The sequence below is a fragment of the Desulfatibacillum alkenivorans DSM 16219 genome, from assembly GCF_900142135.1.
GTDB classification, from domain to species: domain Bacteria; phylum Desulfobacterota; class Desulfobacteria; order Desulfobacterales; family Desulfatibacillaceae; genus Desulfatibacillum; species Desulfatibacillum alkenivorans.
In genome coordinates this window covers 65,780-84,894 of the sequence record NZ_FQZU01000020.1, presented here as the reverse complement: position 1 = coordinate 84,894, position 19,115 = coordinate 65,780, and the positions used below count along the sequence as shown (strand labels likewise).

Annotated in this window: 21 protein-coding genes; 11 read left to right on the top strand and 10 right to left on the bottom strand. The window is 54.7% G+C overall.

Annotation, left to right across the window (positions count from 1 at the left end):
• Positions 1 to 8: 8 nt before the first annotated feature.
• From BUE18_RS15940 to BUE18_RS15925, 4 genes are read right to left on the bottom strand one after another with little or no spacing between them, the layout of a single operon-like run.
• Positions 9 to 254, bottom strand: a complete 246-nt coding sequence (locus BUE18_RS15940; protein ID WP_073477196.1) for a Na(+)/H(+) antiporter subunit B — start codon at positions 252 to 254, stop codon at positions 9 to 11.
• Positions 251 to 580 (bottom strand): monovalent cation/H(+) antiporter subunit G, encoded by a 330-nt coding sequence (gene mnhG, locus BUE18_RS15935; protein WP_073477195.1) that lies wholly within the window; start codon positions 578 to 580, stop codon positions 251 to 253. The genes BUE18_RS15940 and mnhG overlap by 4 nt, the downstream gene beginning before the upstream one ends.
• Positions 581 to 591: 11 nt before the next feature.
• On the bottom strand, positions 592 to 900 hold the full coding sequence (locus BUE18_RS15930; RefSeq protein WP_073477194.1) for an MrpF/PhaF family protein: 309 nt from the start codon (positions 898 to 900) through the stop codon (positions 592 to 594).
• 1 nt (position 901) lies between these two features.
• Positions 902 to 1,486 carry a Na+/H+ antiporter subunit E gene (locus BUE18_RS15925; RefSeq protein ID WP_083611068.1) on the bottom strand — a complete coding sequence of 195 codons (585 nt, stop codon included), beginning with the start codon at positions 1,484 to 1,486 and terminating at the stop codon, positions 902 to 904.
• Positions 1,487 to 1,865: 379 nt separating this feature from the next.
• On the opposite strand from BUE18_RS15925, the gene BUE18_RS15920 reads away from it, so the two are divergent.
• Together BUE18_RS15920 and BUE18_RS15915 are read left to right on the top strand one after the other, a co-directional pair.
• Positions 1,866 to 2,489, top strand: coding sequence for a cytidylate kinase-like family protein (locus BUE18_RS15920; RefSeq protein WP_073477193.1), 624 nt, complete (start codon positions 1,866 to 1,868; stop codon positions 2,487 to 2,489).
• Between the two features lie 97 nt (positions 2,490 to 2,586).
• Positions 2,587 to 3,234 carry a cytidylate kinase-like family protein gene (locus BUE18_RS15915; protein ID WP_073477192.1) on the top strand — a complete coding sequence of 216 codons (648 nt, stop codon included), beginning with the start codon at positions 2,587 to 2,589 and terminating at the stop codon, positions 3,232 to 3,234.
• A 43-nt stretch (positions 3,235 to 3,277) separates the two neighbouring features.
• Here BUE18_RS15915 and BUE18_RS15910 read toward each other — a convergent pair whose 3' ends face one another.
• Entirely contained in the window at positions 3,278 to 3,916 is a 639-nt protein-coding gene (locus tag BUE18_RS15910; protein ID WP_170868383.1) for a DUF1638 domain-containing protein, read from the bottom strand.
• A gap of 160 nt (positions 3,917 to 4,076) precedes the next feature.
• On the opposite strand from BUE18_RS15910, the gene BUE18_RS15905 reads away from it, so the two are divergent.
• Both BUE18_RS15905 and BUE18_RS15900 read left to right on the top strand, forming a co-directional pair.
• Positions 4,077 to 4,820 carry a GntR family transcriptional regulator gene (locus BUE18_RS15905; protein ID WP_073477190.1) on the top strand — a complete coding sequence of 248 codons (744 nt, stop codon included), beginning with the start codon at positions 4,077 to 4,079 and terminating at the stop codon, positions 4,818 to 4,820.
• On the top strand, positions 4,813 to 5,490 hold the full coding sequence (locus BUE18_RS15900; RefSeq protein WP_073477189.1) for a cobalamin B12-binding domain-containing protein: 678 nt from the start codon (positions 4,813 to 4,815) through the stop codon (positions 5,488 to 5,490). Before BUE18_RS15905 ends, BUE18_RS15900 begins: the two co-directional genes overlap by 8 nt.
• Here the strand turns inward: BUE18_RS15900 and BUE18_RS15895 are convergent.
• Complete coding sequence (locus tag BUE18_RS15895) at positions 5,487 to 7,049, bottom strand: ASKHA domain-containing protein (protein ID WP_073477188.1); 1,563 nt, start codon at positions 7,047 to 7,049, stop codon at positions 5,487 to 5,489. The genes BUE18_RS15900 and BUE18_RS15895 overlap by 4 nt on opposite strands.
• A gap of 257 nt (positions 7,050 to 7,306) precedes the next feature.
• Between BUE18_RS15895 and BUE18_RS15890 the strand changes: the two genes are divergently transcribed.
• The 7 genes from BUE18_RS15890 to BUE18_RS15860 all read left to right on the top strand — a co-directional run bounded on the left by BUE18_RS15890 (position 7,307) and on the right by BUE18_RS15860 (position 14,219).
• Entirely contained in the window at positions 7,307 to 8,116 is an 810-nt protein-coding gene (locus BUE18_RS15890) for a dihydropteroate synthase (RefSeq protein WP_073477187.1), read from the top strand.
• Positions 8,117 to 8,181: 65 nt separating this feature from the next.
• A complete protein-coding gene (locus tag BUE18_RS15885) occupies positions 8,182 to 8,817 on the top strand; it encodes a cobalamin B12-binding domain-containing protein (protein ID WP_073477186.1) in 636 nt (211 codons plus the stop codon).
• A gap of 41 nt (positions 8,818 to 8,858) precedes the next feature.
• Positions 8,859 to 10,184 (top strand): uroporphyrinogen decarboxylase family protein, encoded by a 1,326-nt coding sequence (locus tag BUE18_RS15880; protein WP_073477185.1) that lies wholly within the window; start codon positions 8,859 to 8,861, stop codon positions 10,182 to 10,184.
• Between the two features lie 318 nt (positions 10,185 to 10,502).
• On the top strand, positions 10,503 to 11,135 hold the full coding sequence (locus tag BUE18_RS15875) for a cobalamin B12-binding domain-containing protein (RefSeq protein WP_073477184.1): 633 nt from the start codon (positions 10,503 to 10,505) through the stop codon (positions 11,133 to 11,135).
• 47 nt (positions 11,136 to 11,182) lie between these two features.
• Positions 11,183 to 12,508, top strand: coding sequence for a uroporphyrinogen decarboxylase family protein (locus BUE18_RS15870; protein WP_073477183.1), 1,326 nt, complete (start codon positions 11,183 to 11,185; stop codon positions 12,506 to 12,508).
• Positions 12,509 to 12,601: 93 nt separating this feature from the next.
• Positions 12,602 to 13,498, top strand: a complete 897-nt coding sequence (locus tag BUE18_RS15865) for a transporter (protein ID WP_073477182.1) — start codon at positions 12,602 to 12,604, stop codon at positions 13,496 to 13,498.
• Between the two features lie 175 nt (positions 13,499 to 13,673).
• Positions 13,674 to 14,219: a DUF2284 domain-containing protein gene (locus BUE18_RS15860; protein WP_073477181.1), complete on the top strand. Its 546-nt coding sequence runs from the start codon at positions 13,674 to 13,676 to the stop codon at positions 14,217 to 14,219.
• Positions 14,220 to 14,333: 114 nt separating this feature from the next.
• Here BUE18_RS15860 and BUE18_RS15855 read toward each other — a convergent pair whose 3' ends face one another.
• The 4 genes from BUE18_RS15855 to BUE18_RS15840 all read right to left on the bottom strand — a co-directional run bounded on the left by BUE18_RS15855 (position 14,334) and on the right by BUE18_RS15840 (position 19,065).
• Positions 14,334 to 14,990, bottom strand: a complete 657-nt coding sequence (locus tag BUE18_RS15855; protein WP_073477180.1) for a potassium channel family protein — start codon at positions 14,988 to 14,990, stop codon at positions 14,334 to 14,336.
• A 71-nt stretch (positions 14,991 to 15,061) separates the two neighbouring features.
• The gene (locus BUE18_RS15850; protein WP_073477179.1) at positions 15,062 to 16,441 is read right to left on the bottom strand and encodes a TrkH family potassium uptake protein; all 1,380 of its coding nucleotides are present in this window, start codon (positions 16,439 to 16,441) and stop codon (positions 15,062 to 15,064) included.
• A gap of 240 nt (positions 16,442 to 16,681) precedes the next feature.
• Complete coding sequence (locus BUE18_RS15845; protein ID WP_073477178.1) at positions 16,682 to 17,155, bottom strand: hypothetical protein; 474 nt, start codon at positions 17,153 to 17,155, stop codon at positions 16,682 to 16,684.
• Complete coding sequence (locus BUE18_RS15840) at positions 17,152 to 19,065, bottom strand: bifunctional acetyl-CoA hydrolase/transferase family protein/GNAT family N-acetyltransferase (RefSeq protein ID WP_083611067.1); 1,914 nt, start codon at positions 19,063 to 19,065, stop codon at positions 17,152 to 17,154. The genes BUE18_RS15845 and BUE18_RS15840 overlap by 4 nt, the downstream gene beginning before the upstream one ends.
• Positions 19,066 to 19,115 lie beyond the last annotated feature (50 nt).

Genomic DNA, 19,115 nt, shown 5'->3' with positions numbered 1-19,115 from the left:
AGAAGCGTTTAATCTTTCGTCCTCCTTGTGGTTCGGAACACGGCGGCGATAAAAAATACGGTGCTGACCCCCGCGCCCACGGAAGCCTCGGTAAAGGCCACGTCCACGGCCCCCATGGCAGCCCACAACAGGCACAGCATGAAGCTGTAAGCGCCAAACAAAATGCCAGCGCCCAACAAATCGCGCACAGTAACGGCCGCTATGGCGCAAATGACCACCAGCGCCAGAATAGCCAGATCCACTTGCCAGATCATTGTTGTTCGTCCTCTTGTTTAACCCAGGGGCGCAGACCGGCGCGCACCCCGGCGTCCACAATGGCGTGGGTGGCCGTGGGGCTGGCTATGAAAATAAAGCCCACCGCCAAGCCGATCTTCAGGCTGGTCAAAAGCGTTGCCATGGAAAAAGGATCCAGATTATAGACGGCCAAGCCCGCCATGGTGAGCAGAGCCCCCAGGGTGTCCAGTTTTCCCGCGGCGTGCAGCCTTGTGTAAAAGTCGGGAAATCGGAGAATTCCCATAGTGGCGCCGGCGAAAAAAACCAAGCCCCCCAAAGTCAACAATACGGTCAATACGTCCAACATATCATCTTCCCTTAATCCCAATGAATTCGAGGAGTAATTTCCTCCTCCACGGCGTCCAGGCCTTTGCGTTTGTGAAAGTAGCGCGAGGCGGCCAGCACCGCGATGAAATTCAGCATGGCGTAGGCCAGGGCGATATCCACGAACATGTCCTCCCGCGAAAAAAGATGGCCGATGATGATCAGCAGGACCACGGTTTTGGAGCCGATGGCGTTGGCGCCGACCAGGCGGTCCACCACGGTGGGGCCGTAAGCCGCCCTGTACAGCGACAGCGCCATGAGCAGAATTAGAAATAATGCCGCGCCCAACAGAAAACCATGCATGTTAGTCAGACTCCCCAAAAGCCCTGGCCACGCGGGACTCCATTTCACGTAGAGCGTCCATGTCTCCGGTGGTGTAGTCCAGGGCATGAATTCTCACCTCATTTCCGGCGGATACCTGGATGGTAATGGTGCCGGGGGTGAGGGTGATGGAATTGGCAAAGGTGACCAAAGGGATTTCCCCCTTCAGTTTTGTGTGCATGCTGATTATGTGCGGATGAATAAGACGTTCAGGATTGCGCGCAAAAGCTATGCGTAAAACATGGATATTGGATTTGACGATTTGCAGCAGAAGCCAGGGCGTATAAGCCGCCACGCCCGCCATGGACCGCGCCAGGGTTGCAACGTCCCCGGACGGAAAAAGGAGGTCCCGGGAAATCCAGGCGACGAAGAGGCTTGAGGCCGCGCCCAAACTCAGGTGAAAAGCGTCGAACTTGCCGGACAAAAGAACCCAGGCGCCGAACAGTAAAAGAAAGGAAATCCCCAGGGACAAGCCCTTTTGGACATAGGGATTTTTGGGAGGAGGCTGAGTGGCCTGTAGGATTTCCCGGCGGTTTGTTGATAACTCTTCCAGGTCAATAGGCTTCATAATGAGAACTCCGCGGCTCACGTCTTTTAAAAAAGAGTTCGGGACAGGGTTCCAATTTTAAGCGTTAACCTGACTTTGGCTTAGTCGATACGCTAAGTCATTGGGCTAATGATTGCATGAAGGCTAAGCGGAGTTCAAGAAAAAAAGTCGCCTGTTTTCACAGGACAATGCAGCGCTATTAAGTATTGCTTGAAAAAAGCGCTCATTTGAAGGGGAACGCCGCTTTGCATATTATTTTTTACGGCGGGAAAGAACATTGCTGAAACTAAAAAATTGATCGTTTGTGTAAGTGGGAAATATTTTTTCTTGCCAGCAGCAAATACACCGTATTAATATAACATAGAATTCATATTAATTTGAAACACTAAGGAGATTGTCCATGGCCGTTATCTGCATTTCCAGGCAATTTGGGGCGGGCGGTCGAACCTTAGGCGTTAGTCTCGCCAAAAGGCTTGGATACCGCTTCGCTGATCATGAACTTATGGAAAAGGTGTCCAAGGAACTGGGCATCTCCGATGAATGGTTCGCCGTCACGGAACGGGAGGGGCACGGTGAGGACAGCCTGGTCTCCACCGGCACGGTGGCGAAGATCCTTGGCCGGATCCGGGGAGGAGATCAGGATTCAAGCGGCATGGCCGCCAAAGTCCGGGAATCTCTCTGCCGCCTCATACCGGAGACGGCCGCCCAAGGGCAAGTGGTCTTTGTCGGGCGGGGAAGCCAGTTCTATTGCAAGGACGCCAAGGATCTCATTCGCATTCTCCTTGTGGCGCCGGTATCCTGGCGGGAGGACTTCCTTGTTCAACACCACCGCCTTTCCGCGGATGAGGCGCGGATCACCATCAAGGACTGGGATAAAAACCGTGCGGCCTTTCTGAAAAAGATCACCGACAGGGACCCGGACGACCCCAGCTTGTACGACTTGTGCCTCAACACCAGTCATATTTCCATGGATCGGGCCGAATCCCTGATTTGCGAGCTTGTCCAAATGCGCTCGTCCAACTAAAAGCCCCAGGACTGAGCCGCCGAGGCGCCGCCGTTTCCAGCCAAGGGGGCCATGGCGGCGCGCCGCCTTTTCCACCCAGACGCAGAAGGAGAGAATCATGTCCGTGGTCACAATATCTCGTCAATTCGGTGCAGGGGGGCACACCCTTGCGGAAACCCTGTCTCAAAGGCTGGGCTATGAACTCGTGGATCGCCTGCTTATAGAAAAGATCGCCGAAGAGGCCAAGGTTTCCGTAAAATGGGTGGAAGCCATAGAACGCGAAGCCGGCGGACTGCTCATGAAGCTGGTGAACTCCATGGTCAGCTCCAGCTTCATTGACCGGCTGCTGGGCGATGATCGCCAGGACTTTAGCGAGGAGCGCTATATCAAATTCCTGAAAAGCGTTGTGACTAACCTATGGCAGGAAGGAGGCAAGGTGGTCATCGTGGGCCGGGGCGCCCAGTTCATTCTGCCGGACAGCGAGGACATCGTCAAAGTGCTCTTGGTGGCCGACCTCCCGGACCGGATCAAGTTCCTGGAAGAGCATTATAAGATGAGTACGGCAAAGGCCACGGAGCTGGTGCGGCGGGAGGACAAGCGCCGGGCCAAAACCCTGGGGCTTTTCTACGACGGAAACGCCGACGACCCCAACCTGTACACCTTGGTGTTTAATACCTCGTCCCTAAAAATTGAAGAGGTGGAGGAACTGGTGGTTCACCTCATGGAAAAAATTTACGAAAACGGCGCCCCTGCAAAAAGCGCCTGAATACGAACGATCATAGCCGACAGGCGGTTTAAAAGCCGCCTTATTAAAAAAAAGGGATCTTTTCGCCGGGATGGGCGATGACGAATCGCTCCGGGGTCCACAGGCCCGAGGTTAAATCCTGAACCAGCGTCAGGTCCGACGGAAATCGGATGAATTCCAATTGATGCTTTTCCGCCAATTCCCTGCATTGGATTACCGCCCGGTCCGTATCCTCCCAGCCGTGGTCCAACAAGCCCAGCTTGGAATAATGCTTAAGCGCCAACTCAATTATTTGAGGCCTTCTTTCCTCGGGAATCCGCTCAAGCCCTTTTTGGCATTGCTCGAAAATATCCACTTCCGAGCCGATCCAGGCCGGCTCCAGAAAAAAACATCCGGGATTTTCCGACATCACTTTTTTATGGCGCTTTTGAGAGCCTAACAAGGCCCCCACGCAATCGTCCACACGCGGCAGGATCAAGCGGGCCTTGCTTGCATACACGCCTTCCAAAGCCCGGCCGCACAGGCCGTAACCCAAAATGATGTCGTCCCCATCCTCTTCCATCCGGGCGATTTCTTCGATCACCCGCTCACGCAACTTGTCCGGGTTCAGGTGCAGCCCGATATCCAAAATGACCCGCTCCATGCCGGGGTCCACCATGGGCTCGATAATGTGGGCCAGAGCCCGGCAACTAATTAGCTTCACGTTCTTTTCCTTTTTCATTCCGCAGCCTTTCCTCCACAAGGCCGCCACTCTATCAAATTCTTATAGATGTGTATAGAAATAATTGCTTTCATTGTTTTTTCCGGCATGCTATACACTCTGCCCGGATGGAGTATTTTTAAAAAAATGGAGACAAGGCACATTGGAGAAGGCAGTTGAAAAGAAAAGGGGATCCCTGCCTGTTTACTCGCAGCTTGCGATGATCATCAAAGAGGATATTGCGACGGGCCGGCTTCAGCCGGGCATTCGCATTCCTTCGGAATCCAAGCTGGCCAAACAATATAACGTCAGCTTAATGACGATCCGCCAGGCTATTGGCGTACTGGTGGAAGAGGGTTTGGTCAAGCGGGTTCATGGCAGCGGAACCTTTGTCCGAAGAATAGAGGTGGGATCCACGACTTTCGGCCTGGACGGGCTGCACAACGTATTGACCGACACCAACGGGTTGCAGGTCAGGGTTTTGCAGACCAATGTGGCGAGAGCCGGAGGAACGGAAGGCGGAATCCTGGAGTTGGAGGAGGAAGCCCCGGTTATCCTGGTAAAGCGATTGATTATTCATAATAACCGCCCTTTTTGCCTGCAGACGGCTTATTTGCCTTTCGACCCCCGGGCGCCGGTGGTGGAAAGCATGTTGGAGACCACGGGCCTGTCGGATCTGTTTTTCAGCAAAAAGCAGCATGGGTACAAGAAAGGGACCTTAAGGCTGCTGCCCGCCCCGATGGAGGAGCAGGAGGCAGAGCTTTTGCAAGAGGAAGGAGACGGGGCCGCCTTTAAGTTGGAATACATCTATTTTGACTTCAAGGATAAACCCTGCGCCTACGGCTGGTTTATCATCCCTCATGAAAAAATGCCTTTGGTAAGTATGGTTGGAGTATGGAATGAATGATTCTCAACCCAAAAAGGAAATTCCGCCGGCTGAAAAAGCCCTTTTAATCGAGTTGATTTCCTCGTTGCAGGAAAAGGAAAGCCTCCGGCAATTGAAAAAACTCCACCAAGAGGGTTATGACACGGAGGAGCTTCTCACCTATTGCATGGAAGGGGTCAGACGGGTGGGAGTCGGTTTTGAAAAAGGCGAGTATTATATCTCCGCCCTGATCATGGCCGGAGAAATCATGAGGCAGTCCGCGGAGTACCTGAACTCCTTCCTGCCGACAGTGAGAAGCGCCAAGGATCTGGGCCACATCTTACTGGGCACCATCAAGGGCGACATTCACGACCTGGGCAAGAACATTCTTAAAGACATGCTGGTGTGCAATGGGTTCAAAGTCACGGACCTGGGCGTGGACGTTCCTCCCCAAACCTTTGTGGATAAGGCGTTGGAACTGGAGCCCGATTTCGTGGCCATCAGCTGCCTGCTGACCAACTGCCTGGGCAACCTGGCCGAAGCGGTCGAACTGGTCCGCAAGGCCAAGCCCGAATCCAAGGACCTGATCATCGTGGGCGGCAATTGCCTGGACGAACTCATCAACGATCATGTGAAGGCGGACCGGTGGTTCACCGACGCCGCCCTGGCCGTTCAATTCTGCAAGGACGCCCTGGAATCCAAAAAATCTTAGCAGGCGCCCTCCGGAAAGCTGAGATTGTAGACGAATTTCTTTTGAAATTCCACGTTGCCCGCCAGGTCGATGGTTTGAATCTTTTTCGCCATTTCAATGGCTTTTTGCAAATAAAGGTCGTCGCAAAGCGCCATCACCGCCCCGGCGCCCGCGGAATTCCCGGCCATCTCGATTTTTTCGGACTTCAAATTGGGAATCATGCCCAGACAAATGACATCCTCTTTATTTAAATGGTTGCCGAAGGCCCCGGCGATAAGAATCTTTTCCGGTTGAACCAGCCCGGCTTCCATGAGCAGAAACTCGATGCCCGTGGCCAAGGCGCCCTTGCCCAATTGAATGGAACGGATGTCCTTTTGGGAGATGTATACCGAATGACTCCCGTTATTGGGATCGCCTTCGAATAAAACAAACTCCCGTTCTCCGGCCGAAAATCCTCCGCCGGATTTGACCACACCCTTGCGATACAACTCGGCCAGGGCGCTTATGACTCCCGGACCGCAAATGCCGGCCGGCTGCACGCCGTTTCCCTCATTCGCGCCGATCACCGACAGGGAAGCCACTTTCTGATCTCCAGTGATTTCGACGCCGTTTATAGCCCCTGGCGTGGCCTGCATGCCGCAGTCAAGCTCAGCGCCTTCAAAGGCAGGGCCTGTGGCGCAGGACGCGGCGTAAAACGAGCCGTTGTTTTTGAAAAGCAATTCCCCGTTGGTGCCCAGGTCGATCAACAAGGCGCCGTCCGGCTGGTGGTCGAAAACCGCCGCAAGCGCCGCCGCCAGGGTGTCCCCGCCGATAAAGCCCGAAACCATGGGCAAAGTGTGCACGGTAAAGGGCTCCAAAGTGAAGCCCAGGGCGGCGGAATCCCATTCCCTGGCCTCGTAAAATGCCGGTTCGTAGGGAGCTCTTCCAATGGATTCCGGATTGACTCCGGCGAAAATATGAATCATGGCAGGGTTGCCCGCCACGACCATCTTGCTGATGGCACCCGCCTGGGAAGTCTGCATCAGCTTATCCAGGCCCCACTCAATGCTGTTGACAACCAACTGCTGCAAATAAGCCAGGTTCTCGGGATTTTTCACTATCGCGTTAATCCGGCTGATCACGTCCGCGCCGTACATGGACTGGGGATTCTTCAAGGCGACGGAGCCAAGCACCTCTCCATTGGCCCAGTCGCAAAGATACACGGCGATGGTGGTGGTTCCCAGGTCAACGGCGGCGCCGTACCGGGGCGTTTGCCCTTTTTTCGCCGCCATCCTTTGAATAAAAGACTCGGGAAAGGACAAGGGCGCCTTGTCCATGACATGGGAGGAAAGAAGCGAAGCCGCGGGAATCTTAATGGAGACGTCCTCCTCCACTTTGTGCACGCAGGCTTTCACTTCTCCAAAACTTCCGGCGCCCTTTTCCACCAGCACCTTGCACTTCCCGCACCTGCCCTTGCCCCCGCAGTCGGACCTTAAAAATATTCCCTGATGCATAAGGGACTCGAGCAAGGTCATATCTGGATTGCTTTTTATTTCATTGCCGTCAGGCAGAATCCGAATAGTAGTCTCTTTGTTTTTCATTGAAAATCCTTAAGTTACAACCCGCCTAAGTTCCCGGCGCCCCTTAAAATGGCACGATTTTGGAATTGGCATGGGGGCGGCTTCCCCAAAAAAATAACAAGGCCCTAAAAAAGTGCTTTACTCATCTATAAGACTTTTGCTACAAGTCCTATAGAAGACTGATAGCATCTTCTCTTTTGGGAAACAAGGGAAAATGCCGGAATAGAAAACAAACCAATCCGAGAAATCGAAGAACGAGAACTCGTGAGGAGGAAACAATGATAATCATCGGAGAAAAACTTAACGGGACACGCAAGGCGGTGGCGGCCGCGATCCGGGAGAGGGACGCCGGGTTCATCAAGAATTTGGCCAAGGAGCAGGATGAAGGCGGCTCCGCCTTTTTGGATGCCAATGCAGGCACGGCCCCGGACAGGGAGCCTGAAGACATGGTCTGGATGGTGAATCAAATCCAGGAAGTTTCCGATCTGCCCCTTTGCCTGGACAGCGCCAATCCTGCGGCTATCAAAGCCGGCCTGGAAGTGGTGAAAAAGACTCCCATGATCAACTCGGTCAGCGGCGAGCAGGCCCGCATTGACGGGGTTCTGCCCCTGGCCCTGGAGCATAAGACCGACCTGATTCTGCTGGCCTTGAATGACAAGGGCATTCCCGCAACCGTAGAAGGCCGTATGGAGATCATCCGCCAGTTGATCGGCATGGCACGGGACGGCGGCCTGGAGGACGAAAAGCTGTACATCGATCCTCTGGTAATCGCCATCAGCACGGGCACGGACAACGCCATGGTCACGTACGACACCATCAAGACCATCGCCCAGGAGTTTCCCAAGGTGCATATCACGGGCGGCGCCAGCAATATTTCGTTCGGCATGCCTTTGCGCCCCCTGATCAACCGTTACTTCATCGCCATGGCCGTGCAGGCCGGCCTGGACAGCGCCATCATCAACCCCAACGATCGCGAGCTCAAAGGCGCCATCATGACATCCGAAATGCTCATGGGCCGCGACAAGTTCTGCATGAGTTTCAACAAGGCGTTCAGGGCCGGTCTTATCGGTCCCAAACCGGAAAAATAATTGGAAAAGGCGCCCGTTGAGCGGACGGCGCCTTAATACACCACATCCCAAGGAGGCAACAAAACATGCAAGAATTAATCGACGCCATCGCCGACATGATGGAAGACAAAGTCTTGGAACTGACCCAAAAGTACCTTGATGAAGGCAAGGACCCTGCTGAAATTTTCGACGCTTACCAAAGCGCCATGGAGGAAATCGGAAGGCGTTTTGAAGCCAACACGTACTTTGTGCCCGAGCTGATCATGGCCGGGGAAATGATGAAGGCCGGGTCCGAGCTCATCAAACCCCATTTGAAGGAAGACGCGGCCGGAGACAAGTCCGGAAAAATCGGCAAATACCTCATCGCCACCATCGAAGGCGACATCCACGACATCGGCAAGAACATTGTGGGTATGATTCTGGACCTGAACGGCTTTGAGGTCATGGACCTGGGCGTGGACGTTCCTGCGGACAAAATCATCGAAGCGGCCAAGGAGTTTCAGCCGGACATCATCGGCCTGAGCGGACTTCTGACCCTGGCTTTCGACCCCATGAAGGCTTTTGTGGAAAAACTGACGGCCGAAGGACTGAGAGACAAGTTCAAGGTTATGATCGGCGGCGCCCAGATGGATCAGCAGGTATGCGAATACATCGGCGCCGATGCCTGGGTGACCGACGCTGTGGCGGGCGTAAACAAGAGCAAAGAATGGCTGGCCGCCTAATCACCCCGTAATCTCAAATTTACTCTTGGAGGAGAGAGACAATGTCAGATATGAGCGAAGTCAGAAAAAAACAAGACGCCTTCCTGGATAAATGGATTTCGGGAGAAGGCATCGAGTTCGTCAGCGAAGAAACAAAAGCCGCCTACCAGGAGCGCGCCGGCCTGCTGGCCGCCGCTTTCAGGCTTGACGACTCCATCAAGCGCGTGCCTGTCATGCCCATGACCACCTTTGCGCCGACCATGATGAAGGGCATTTCCGGCAGGGAAGCCATGTACAACCCGGACGCCGCAGGCCAGGCCTATGTGGATTTCTGCGAAACCTACCAGCCGGACGCCGCCGGCGCCGCGCCCATGCTCATGTACGGCCCGGCCCTGGAAACCCTGAAGTACAATCTGTACAAATGGCCCGGCCAGGGCGTTCCGGAAAATTTGTCCTACCAGTTCCACGAAAAGGAATACATGACGGCCGATGAGTACGACAAGTTGATCAGCGATCCCACGGACTTCTATCTGCGCACCTGGATGCCCAGGACCCATGGGGCTTTGGCGCCTTTCGCCGATATGCCTCCCGTTTACGGCGCCATGGAACTGCCCATGCTGGGGCCCTGGCTCATCGGCATCGGCGCGCCCCCCATGCAGGAAGCTCTCAAGGCCCTCATGGAAGCGGGCAAGCAGTGCTTTGACTGGATCAACACCATGGGCGCCTACCTGAACAAGATCATGGCCATGGGCTTTCCCTTTTACGCGGGCGGCGCCTGCAAGGCGCCTTTTGACGTCATCAGCGACTCTTTTAGGGGGACCACCCAACTGATGATGGATCTGTACCGCAAGCCCGACAAGGTTCTGGAAGCCGTGGAAAGGCTGGTTCAGCCCATGATCGACGCAGGCGTCGCCGGCGCCGTGGCCAACAACAACCCCATCGTGTTCATTCCTTTGCACAAAGGGGCTGACGGGTTCATGTCCAACGCTCAGTTCGAAAAGTTCTATTGGCCGACCCTGAAAAAGGTCATGTACGGCCTGGCCGAAGCCGGATGCATCCCGGGATGCTTTGTGGAAGGCGGATACAACCAGCGCCTGGAATACCTGGCCGACACCTCCGACATCCGCTGCATGTACCTGTTCGATCGCACCGACATGGCCAAGGCCGCCGAAACCTTGGGCGGCAAAGTATGCATCGCCGGCGGATTTCCGGTTTCCATGATTTTGACTTCCACGCCGGAAAAAGTCGAAGAGGAAACCAAGAAAATGATCGACGTAGCCGGAAAAGACAAGGGCTACATCCTGAGCATTGGATGCGCCCTGGACGAAGGCAAGCACGACACCATGTTAGCCTTCTGCAACGCTGCCAAGAAATACGGTCAGTACTAATACCGTCTGTTTTTCCGTAGCAAGTCATAGGCTTAAGGTAAAAATAATGCGCCCCTTGTTTGCTAATTAAAAAGCAAGGGGCGTTTTTGAAGACCTAACCGGGTCAATATTTTCAGTATTGCGGACGCTATATTTGCGCCTACGTAAAAATAGAGATAAATATTTAATTTAATTGAGTATTTAATAATATTTCCGCATCAGCTCCTTAATGCGGATTGATAGACGCAGGATCTCGGTCGTATGTCCGGGGCCGCAAAAACAGCTGCAACGCTCCTGCAATGGGAGCGAGAACCACCATTACTTAGGAGGCGTAACATTATGCAGGACTTAGTGAATGCCATGGCCGACATGATGGAAGACAAAGTGATCGAGCTGACCAACCAGTATCTTGATGAAGGTCAGGATCCGGTCGCCATCTTCCGTGCGTATCAGGAAGCCATGGAGGAAATTGGCAGGCGCTTTGAAGCCAACACGTATTTCGTGCCGGAACTCATAATGGCCGGCGAAATGATGAAGACGGGCTCCGAACTCATCAAGCCCCACCTGAAAAACGATGCAGAAGACGGCCCGGCCAAAATCGGCAAGTTTCTGCTGGCCACCATCGAAGGCGACATCCACGACATCGGCAAGAACATCGTGGGCATGATGATGGATCTGAACGGCTTTGAAGTCATGGACCTGGGCGTGGACGTTCCCGCCGACGTCATCATTGAAAAGGCCAGGGAGTTCAACCCTGACATCATTGGCGTCAGCGGCCTGCTGACCCTGGCTTTCGATCCCATGAAAGGCCTGGTGGAAAAGCTGCAGGAAGCTGGTCTGCGGGACGGGTTTAAAGTGCTGATCGGAGGCGCCCAGATCGACGAACAAGTGTCCGAATACGTGGGCGCAGACGCCTTTGTGACGGATGCCGTGGCGGGCGTGAACATCTGCAAGGAATGGATGGCCGCCTAACACATAGCAAAACTGTAAACTGCAAGACTGCATATGGAGAACCGAATATGTCAGATATGAGTGAAGTCAGGAAAAAGCAAGACGCCTTTTTGGACAAGTGGGTTTCCGGGGAAGGCATTGAATTCGTCAGCGAAGAAGCAAAAGCCCTTTACCAGGAACGCGCCGGCCTGCTGGCCGCAGCCTTCCGAATCGACGAATCCATCAAGCGCGTGCCTGTCATGCCCATGACCACCTTTGCGCCGACCATGATGAAGGGCATTTCCGGCAAGGAAGCCATGTACAATCCGGACGCCGCAGGCCAGGCCTACGTGGATTTTTGCGAAACCTATCAGCCGGACGCCGCCGGCGCCGCGCCCATGCTCATGTACGGCCCGGCCCTGGAGACCCTCAAGTACAACCTGTACAAGTGGCCCGGCCAGGGCGTTCCTGATGAGTTGTCCTACCAGTTCCACGAAAAGGAATACATGACGGCCGATGAGTACGACAAGTTGATCAGCGATCCCACGGACTTCTATCTGCGCACCTGGATGCCCAGGACCCATGGGGCTTTGGCGCCTTTCGCCGATATGCCTCCCGTTTACGGCGCCATGGAACTGCCCATGCTGGGCCCCTGGCTCATCGGCATCGGCGCGCCCCCCATGCAGGAAGCTCTCAAGGCCCTCATGGAAGCGGGCAAGCAGTGCTTTGACTGGATCAACACCATGGGCGCTTACCTTGGCAAGATCATGGCCATGGGCTTTCCCTTTTACGCGGGCGGCGCCTGCAAGGCGCCTTTTGACGTCATCAGCGATTCCTTTAGGGGAACCACCCAGTTGATGATGGATCTGTACCGGAAGCCCGACAAGGTTCTGGAAGCCGTGGAAAGGCTGGTGGAGCCCATGATTCAAACCGGGATTGCGGGCGCCGTGGCCAACAACAACCCCATTGTTTTTATCCCTTTGCACAAAGGGGCTGACGGCTTCATGTCCAACGCTCAGTTCGAAAAGTTTTATTGGCCGACCCTGAAAAAGGTCATGTACGGGCTGGCCGAGGCCGGATGCATCCCCGGATGCTTTGTGGAAGGCGGGTACAACCAGCGCCTGGAATACCTGGCCGACACCTCCGACATCCGCTGCATGTACCTGTTCGACCGCACCGACATGGCCAAGGCCGCCGAAACCTTGGGCGGCAAAGTATGCATCGCCGGCGGATTCCCGGTTTCCATGATTTTGACATCCACGCCGGAGAAAGTCGAAGAGGAAACCAAGAAAATGGTCGACATGGCTGGAAAAGACAAGGGCTACATCCTGAGCATCGGATGCGCCCTGGACGAAGGCAAGCACGACACCATGTTAGCCTTCTGCAACGCCGCTAAAAAGTACGGCGTGTATTAACATTAAAATTTGCTTCAAGCAGTATTGTTGTTTAAGGAAAACGCCCCTTGCCTATGGAGGCCGGCGGCGTCCTGAAAAAGGAGAGGAGAAAAGATGAGAGGAAAAAGATTTTTTGTGGCGGTGATATTGATTGCAACAATGTTGCTTCCGGTATCAGCGATGGCTGAAAACGACCCAAGAGACGCTATTGCAGCGCCCGGCGGCACGAATTTGTTCCTGTTTTATTACAGAAATTACTATGGCGGCAGTTTTTATGTGGATGGACAAAACCTGGATAGCAACGCAGACTTTGATATGCAGTTCGGCATGTTCCGGCTCGCCCATTTTTGGGATATAGGCGGTGGATGGATCTGGAGTGCGGACGTGGTCCAGCCTTTTGCATCCATGGAGTTTGACTCGGACATCCTGTTCCCGACGACCAGCGGCTCCAATTCGGATGGCATTGGAGATACAACCGTGACAACCCACATCAACACCCCATTCCTTTATGATGAGGGGGATACGAAATTCGGTATGTCCGCAGGATTTTATCTGACAGCGCCCACAGGGGAATACCATTCCGAAAAAGCGGCGAACGTCGGCAGCAACCGCTGGACTTACCGGTTGGAAGCTACTCCCGTGGTTTTCATCAAAGGCCCCTTTGTTTATGAGCTCACCGGTGAAGTGCAGCTCTTTTCGGACAATGATGAATGCACTTCCCTGCACTTGGAAGAGGAAAAGGAAGCCGTTTACCACATCCAAAACCATGTCAGCTACAACCTGTCCGATTCCTTTTGGCTGGGGATCAGCTATTATTACCTCACCGGAGGCGAAACCACCCTGGCCGGAATCAATCAGAATGACGATGCGCTGACCCAAACCCTCAGGTTCTCCGCCAATTACCAACTGGCGCCCACCGTGCAACTGTTGCTTCAGTACAACACGGACGTGGACCGGGATAATGGGGTGGACCAAAACTATATCGGCGGCAGAATGGCATTCTGCTTCTAAACCCTAATTAAGGACAAGACGGATTGGCATGGGCGAAAGACCCAATAGCAGGAATCTATCTCTCTCCCCCTTTCGCCCTATAAACGCCTTTCCATAAGCGGCTGGAGCCTTCCGGCGGGCTTCAGCCGTTTTAATTTTCATATGCAAAAAATTTTTCCTGACCTGAGAGAACTCCATGCACCCACTATCCAATATCGTTCAAGATCGTTTTGATCACCATAAGGAAATCGCCCGCGAAGACGTCCCCTTTAACCCCATGGTCCGTAAAATGTGCGAGGCCAACCGGTGCGGCAGCGTGGGTAAAAGCTGGACCTGCCCTCCAGCCCTTGCCTCCGTGGAGGAACTTCTGGCCGGGCTTGAGAAATTCGACCGGTTTTTGATCATCGACAAGGTGTACGAACTGGAAAGCAGCTACGATTGGAAAGGCATGATGGCTGGCGCCAAGGACTTCCAGGATCGCATCCAAAACCTGCGCAATGCCATCAGGGAAAGCCTGTCCCTCGAGGATTTTGTCATCCTGGGCGTGGGCGCCTGCCAGGTGTGCGAGACCTGCTCCTACGCAAACGGCGAGCCCTGCCGCTTTCCGGAAAAGGCCCTCTACTCCGTGGAAGCCTACGGCATCGACGCCATGAAAATGATGAAGGACGCCGGGCTGAAATATTACAACGGCCCCAACACCGTCACCTACATCGGCGGGGTGTTTTTTCTATCGCAATCATGAAAAAACATACACTGGCGGTGAACTGATTAACCGCGTAAAAAAAAATTTTGCCTCCGGCGGCGAACTTCTTATCCTGACGCCGCAAAACGGCAAAAAAAATATGATCAAAAACTGTTAACTCTTTTTGCTTAGCTTGGCGATTAGGTCTTTGGCGCCCATGATGGTAAGTACGTGGTGGGGCTCAATGCTGGTGGTGGGCTCGGGCGGTGTCAGGGTCAGGCCGGTTTGGGTGTCCCGGACGGCCAGGACCTGGCAGTTGTAGCGGTTGCGAAAGTCCAGTTCGATGAGGTTTTTGTAGTGCATCTCCTTGAGCGGGCTCATTTCGATGATGGATAAATCCTTGCCGATGGGCAAATAGTCCATAATATGCACGCCCTGGAGGCTGGCGGCGATGCGTTCGCCCATGTCCCGCTCCAGGAAGACCACCTTGTGTACGCCGATGCGTTCCAGGATTTTTACATGGTCTTCGGAGACGGCTTTGGCCACGATGTTTTTGACGTCCAGGTCCAACAGGTGCATGGCCACCAGGATGCTGGCGTCCAGCTTAGAGCCCAGGCTCAGGACCACGGCGTCCATCTGGGACATGTTCAATTCACGCAGCACGGTTTTGTCCGTGGCGTCAGCGACCACGGCTTTGGAGACGTAGGTTTTAATCCGGTCGATAATGGCTTCCTGCTGGTCCATGACCAGGACTTCGTTGCCGTTTATGGTCAAGGACTTGGCCACATGAAATCCAAAGCTGTTCATTCCGATAACCGCGATTTGCGCCATTTTTCCATCCTCATTTTTGCCGTATATTTAGAGGGTTGACTCTCAAACGTCAAACGTAGATTTGACCCCATCTATCCGATCATGATTTTTTCTTCCGGGTATTGCATGCGCACCGGCTCCCGGCGGCTTTCCATGGCGTAGACCAGGGTGAACGGCCCCAAACGGCCTATGAACATGGCGAAGATAACCAGCAGCCTGCCCGTGGGGGTCAGTCCCGGAGTGACCCCGGTCGTCAGTCCCACGGTGCCGAAGGCGGAAACGCTTTCAAAAAGCAGTTCCAAAAAAAGTCCGCGGCTTTGCGTATGGGCGGCGCCCCCCAGTTCGGTGATGAGCAAAAGCATGGTAATAAGCCCCACCAGGGCGCCGGACAACAAAATCAGCACCAAAGCCCTTTCCAGGTCCGCCCGGGACAAGGACCTGCCCGCCCAGGAGGCTTTTTGCATTCCCTGAAGACGGGCGCGCACGGCGATCACAAGCACGAAAGCCGCCGTAACCTTGATTCCGCCCGCCGTGGACCCGGGCGCTCCGCCGATGAACATAAGCATGATCAGCAAAAACAGGCTGGCGTTGGCAAGCTCGGGGATTTCCATGGTGTTGAACCCGGCGGTGCGTGCGGTAATGGATTGGAACAAAGACCGCATGATGCTTTGATGCAGGGAAAGCCCCTGGAGATTGTGGTTGTGCTCGATGGCCCAGATGGCGAGGGCGCCGAAGAAAATCAGAAACAACGTGGCAGTCAGGACGATCCGGGAATGAAAGCTCAGGCGCCTGCCGGGCCTGAATCTGCTTCTGGCGCAGACCCAAAAATCGATCATGACGAAAAAGCCGATGCCGCCGCAGACGATCAAAGCCATGATCACCCCGTTGATCAGCGGATCGTTCACGTAGCCCGAGAGGCTGTCCGGAAACAGGGAAAAGCCTGCGTTGCAGAACGCCGACACCGAATGGAAGACCGCCAGCCACAGGGCCTTGCCGGGCGAAAAGTCCACGGCCCAGCGTGCGAATAGAATGACGGCCGCCGTCAGTTCAAAAAGAAAGGTCCAGGCCAGGGTGATTTTTATCATGCCGCCCATGCTGATATGCCTGGCCGGCAAAAAAGCGCCGCTAACTCCGTCGCTCAGGGTGAGGGAGAGCCGTTTGCCCAACATGAACAGGATGGAGGATGTCAGAATCATTATACCCAGGCCGCCGGCCTGGATCAGAATCAGGATGACGGCCTGGCCGAATCCGGTGAAGTGGGTTCCCGTGTCCACCACGGCCAGACCCGTCACGCAGACAGCCGAAGTGGCCGTGAACAAGGCGTCAAGCAAGTTCAGGCTTTCTCCCCGTGAGGAGATGGGAAGCATGAGAAGCAGAGCCCCGAGGACAATCAGGGCCATAAACCCCATGACCGCAAGTTGGTTGGCGTTGGGCCTGAATGGATAAACGGTTTTTTCCGGATTGGATTGCATGGCGCATGCAACCGGCCGCTCTGCTAATGGCCGGTCAAGATCTCCGTAATAAGATTGCGGGGCCGCCCCCGCCTTGAGTTCCGTCAGGGGCGTTCCGCACCTCCAGGTCGTTATGCAGGCTGCCGAATTGATCCGCTGAAACGCAGCCTGTATAAAAGGCCGCCAAAGCGGCAAGAAGGGAACAGATAAGAATTCTCGCCCAGGACATGGCGTGGAAATCTCCTAACTGATGGGCGCTAATTACCGCAGCATTTTCGGCAAGTCGAATTTGGACCGTTTATCCGGGCGGACAACCACCGTCATTTTTTCCGGATCCACTAACACCATGCCTCGCCGCCATTCGGAGTAGAAAACCCCCACAACCGTTTTTTGGGCGTCCAGGACATTGGAGCCCACATAGCGGCTATCGTTCGGAGCGCCCAGGTTCACCAGGTAGACTATGGACTTCAGTTTTTCGGGAGTCATGTCCGTCGCCGTCCAGGCGGAGGAGCCCAGGGTGTATTTTTTGTCAATCCCCAGCACGGCTTTGGGCTGGGCGCCCGACCCCTTGGTGTAATAGTTGTATTCGGGGTTGACTTTGAATTCCTTGAAACTTTGCGTCACGGCGTCGCTGGGCCTGATGCTTCCGTAAGTGGATTTGGCTGCGCAGGAAGCCGTCATGCAAAGCATAGCCGCCAAAACCGCCGCCATGGAAGCCCGAATCAGTCGTTTCATTTATTCCCCTCCTGGGAAGCCTCCGCTTTTTCCTCCGCATGGGCGAAGGGCATTTCCAGAGTGATTTCACCGCCGTCAAAACAGGATTTAAGATTGGGATAGCGTTTTTCAAAAACCCGGAGCATGGGGATGTTGTCCCGAATGACCGTGGCCACAAATCCCTTGTATCCGTTTTCCCGGGCGATGCGTTCCAGCACTTCTATGATGTAGGATGCGATGCCCTGCTTCTGGTAGGACTCGCTGGTGACAAAAGCCACTTCGGCGAAACCGTTTTCCGATTCCGCATAAGAGCCGATGGCGATAATCTCCTTGTATCCGCCTTTGGGGCCCAGGCCGATAATGGACATGTTCTTGCGATAGTCCACGGCCGCCCATTGCTTTTGAACCACCTCGTGGGAGAAAGTCTTTTTGTTATGGAAGAAGCGGTAATAGATGGTTTCTTCCTTCAGGGAATAGAAAAAGTTCCGGTAGTCGATTTCATCCGAAGGCAATAAGGGCCGGAATTCCACCACCTTTCCGTTGGGAAGCAGGCGGCTGGACTTGTATTGCTCCAGAAACAGGAGGTCGTCCTCCGGCGGAGGAAGCTGGTCGGCGAAGATGTAACGCCGCTCCTTGGCCATCTCAATAAGCTCCTTGCGGAACTTGGGATGGGCGATCTGGGCCAGTTCCATGACTCTCTGATAAATGCTTTGCCCCTGGAGTTCGGCGATGCCGTATTCGGTCACCACAAAATTGACGTCGCCGCGGGTGGTGGCCACGCCGGCGCCTTCGGAAAGCTGAGGCACAATCCTGGAAACCTTGCCGCCTTTGGCCGTGGAGGGCAGGGCTACAATGGAGAATCCGCCGTTGGACATGGCGCTGCCCCTGAGGAAGTCAACCTGGTCGCCGATGCCGCTGTAGAATATCCGGCCGGCCGAGTCGCTGCAGACCTGGCCCGTGAGGTCCACCTCCAGGGCCGAGGATATGGACACCAGGTTGTCGTTCCGGGCGATGACCACGGGATCGTTTACGAACTCCGAGCCCCGGAAGTAGAATAATGGATTGTTGTCCACCTGGCGGTAGAGCTTTTCCGACCCCATGCACAGGGATGCCACGATTTTGTCGGGCAGATAGTTTTTTTTGCGGTTGGTGATGGCGCCCCGTTCGATTAAGGGCAGAAAGGCGTCAGTGATGACCTGGGTGTGAATGCCCAGGTCCTTTTTGTCTTTCAAATGGCTTAAAATGGCGTTGGGAAGGCGGCCGAAGCCTATCTGCAGCGTGGCGCCGTCCTCCACAAGCTGGGAAACGTACATGCCGATGCGGCGCGCCACTTCCGAATCCTTGATGTTGGCCCCCCAATTGACCAGGGGCTCATCCTGCAGGACCATGTAGTCGATGTCGTTGACATGGATGAAGCAGTCGCCCCAGGTGCGGGGCATCTGATGGTTTATCTGAGCGATGACCATGTGGGCGTTTTTCGCCCCGGACCGGGTGACGTCCACGGAAACTCCCAGGCTGCAATACCCGTATCTGTCCGGGGGGGAAACCTGGATGAGGGCCACGTCAATGCCCAGCCGCTGGCTTTCGAATAAGCGGGGAATCTGGGACAAATAGGCGGGCACATAGTCGATTTTGCCTTCATACGTGGCTTTTCGCATGCTTTCGCTCACGAAAAAGGCTTTGACGGAAAAGCGCCTCAGGAAACTGGGGTCGTCCACATACAGGGACAAGGTCAGGGACAGCATTTGGTGAATGCTCACGTCCTGTATGGAGGGGTCGGCCACCATGGCGTGGATGAGCGCCTGGGGCTCTCCGCAGCCCGTGCCGATAAAAACACGGCTTCCCCGTTTGATATGACTGACGGCTTCGGCCGGCGAAACCACCTTTCTTTGGTAGTTTTGCTCGGTCAGCCATTTGAAGTGATCCATCATGTTTTTTTGCCTCCGCACGCTAAATAACGCAGCCCGCCCCTAAATTGCCC

What these genes read in the sequence shown, in the direction of transcription:
- BUE18_RS15940 (WP_073477196.1), bottom strand. Translation starts at nt 254, where the DNA reads ATGATCTGGCAAGTGGATCTGGCTATTCTGGCGCTGGTGGTCATTTGC.
- mnhG (WP_073477195.1), bottom strand. Translation starts at nt 580, where the DNA reads ATGTTGGACGTATTGACCGTATTGTTGACTTTGGGGGGCTTGGTTTTT.
- BUE18_RS15930 (WP_073477194.1), bottom strand. Translation starts at nt 900, where the DNA reads ATGCATGGTTTTCTGTTGGGCGCGGCATTATTTCTAATTCTGCTCATG.
- BUE18_RS15925 (WP_083611068.1), bottom strand. Translation starts at nt 1,486, where the DNA reads ATGAAGCCTATTGACCTGGAAGAGTTATCAACAAACCGCCGGGAAATC.
- BUE18_RS15920 (WP_073477193.1), top strand. Translation starts at nt 1,866, where the DNA reads ATGGCCGTTATCTGCATTTCCAGGCAATTTGGGGCGGGCGGTCGAACC.
- BUE18_RS15915 (WP_073477192.1), top strand. Translation starts at nt 2,587, where the DNA reads ATGTCCGTGGTCACAATATCTCGTCAATTCGGTGCAGGGGGGCACACC.
- BUE18_RS15900 (WP_073477189.1), top strand. Translation starts at nt 4,813, where the DNA reads ATGAATGATTCTCAACCCAAAAAGGAAATTCCGCCGGCTGAAAAAGCC.
- BUE18_RS15895 (WP_073477188.1), bottom strand. Translation starts at nt 7,049, where the DNA reads ATGAAAAACAAAGAGACTACTATTCGGATTCTGCCTGACGGCAATGAA.
- BUE18_RS15890 (WP_073477187.1), top strand. Translation starts at nt 7,307, where the DNA reads ATGATAATCATCGGAGAAAAACTTAACGGGACACGCAAGGCGGTGGCG.
- BUE18_RS15885 (WP_073477186.1), top strand. Translation starts at nt 8,182, where the DNA reads ATGCAAGAATTAATCGACGCCATCGCCGACATGATGGAAGACAAAGTC.
- BUE18_RS15880 (WP_073477185.1), top strand. Translation starts at nt 8,859, where the DNA reads ATGTCAGATATGAGCGAAGTCAGAAAAAAACAAGACGCCTTCCTGGAT.
- BUE18_RS15875 (WP_073477184.1), top strand. Translation starts at nt 10,503, where the DNA reads ATGCAGGACTTAGTGAATGCCATGGCCGACATGATGGAAGACAAAGTG.
- BUE18_RS15870 (WP_073477183.1), top strand. Translation starts at nt 11,183, where the DNA reads ATGTCAGATATGAGTGAAGTCAGGAAAAAGCAAGACGCCTTTTTGGAC.
- BUE18_RS15865 (WP_073477182.1), top strand. Translation starts at nt 12,602, where the DNA reads ATGAGAGGAAAAAGATTTTTTGTGGCGGTGATATTGATTGCAACAATG.
- BUE18_RS15860 (WP_073477181.1), top strand. Translation starts at nt 13,674, where the DNA reads ATGCACCCACTATCCAATATCGTTCAAGATCGTTTTGATCACCATAAG.
- BUE18_RS15855 (WP_073477180.1), bottom strand. Translation starts at nt 14,990, where the DNA reads ATGGCGCAAATCGCGGTTATCGGAATGAACAGCTTTGGATTTCATGTG.
- BUE18_RS15850 (WP_073477179.1), bottom strand. Translation starts at nt 16,441, where the DNA reads ATGCAATCCAATCCGGAAAAAACCGTTTATCCATTCAGGCCCAACGCC.
- BUE18_RS15845 (WP_073477178.1), bottom strand. Translation starts at nt 17,155, where the DNA reads ATGAAACGACTGATTCGGGCTTCCATGGCGGCGGTTTTGGCGGCTATG.
- BUE18_RS15840 (WP_083611067.1), bottom strand. Translation starts at nt 19,065, where the DNA reads ATGATGGATCACTTCAAATGGCTGACCGAGCAAAACTACCAAAGAAAG.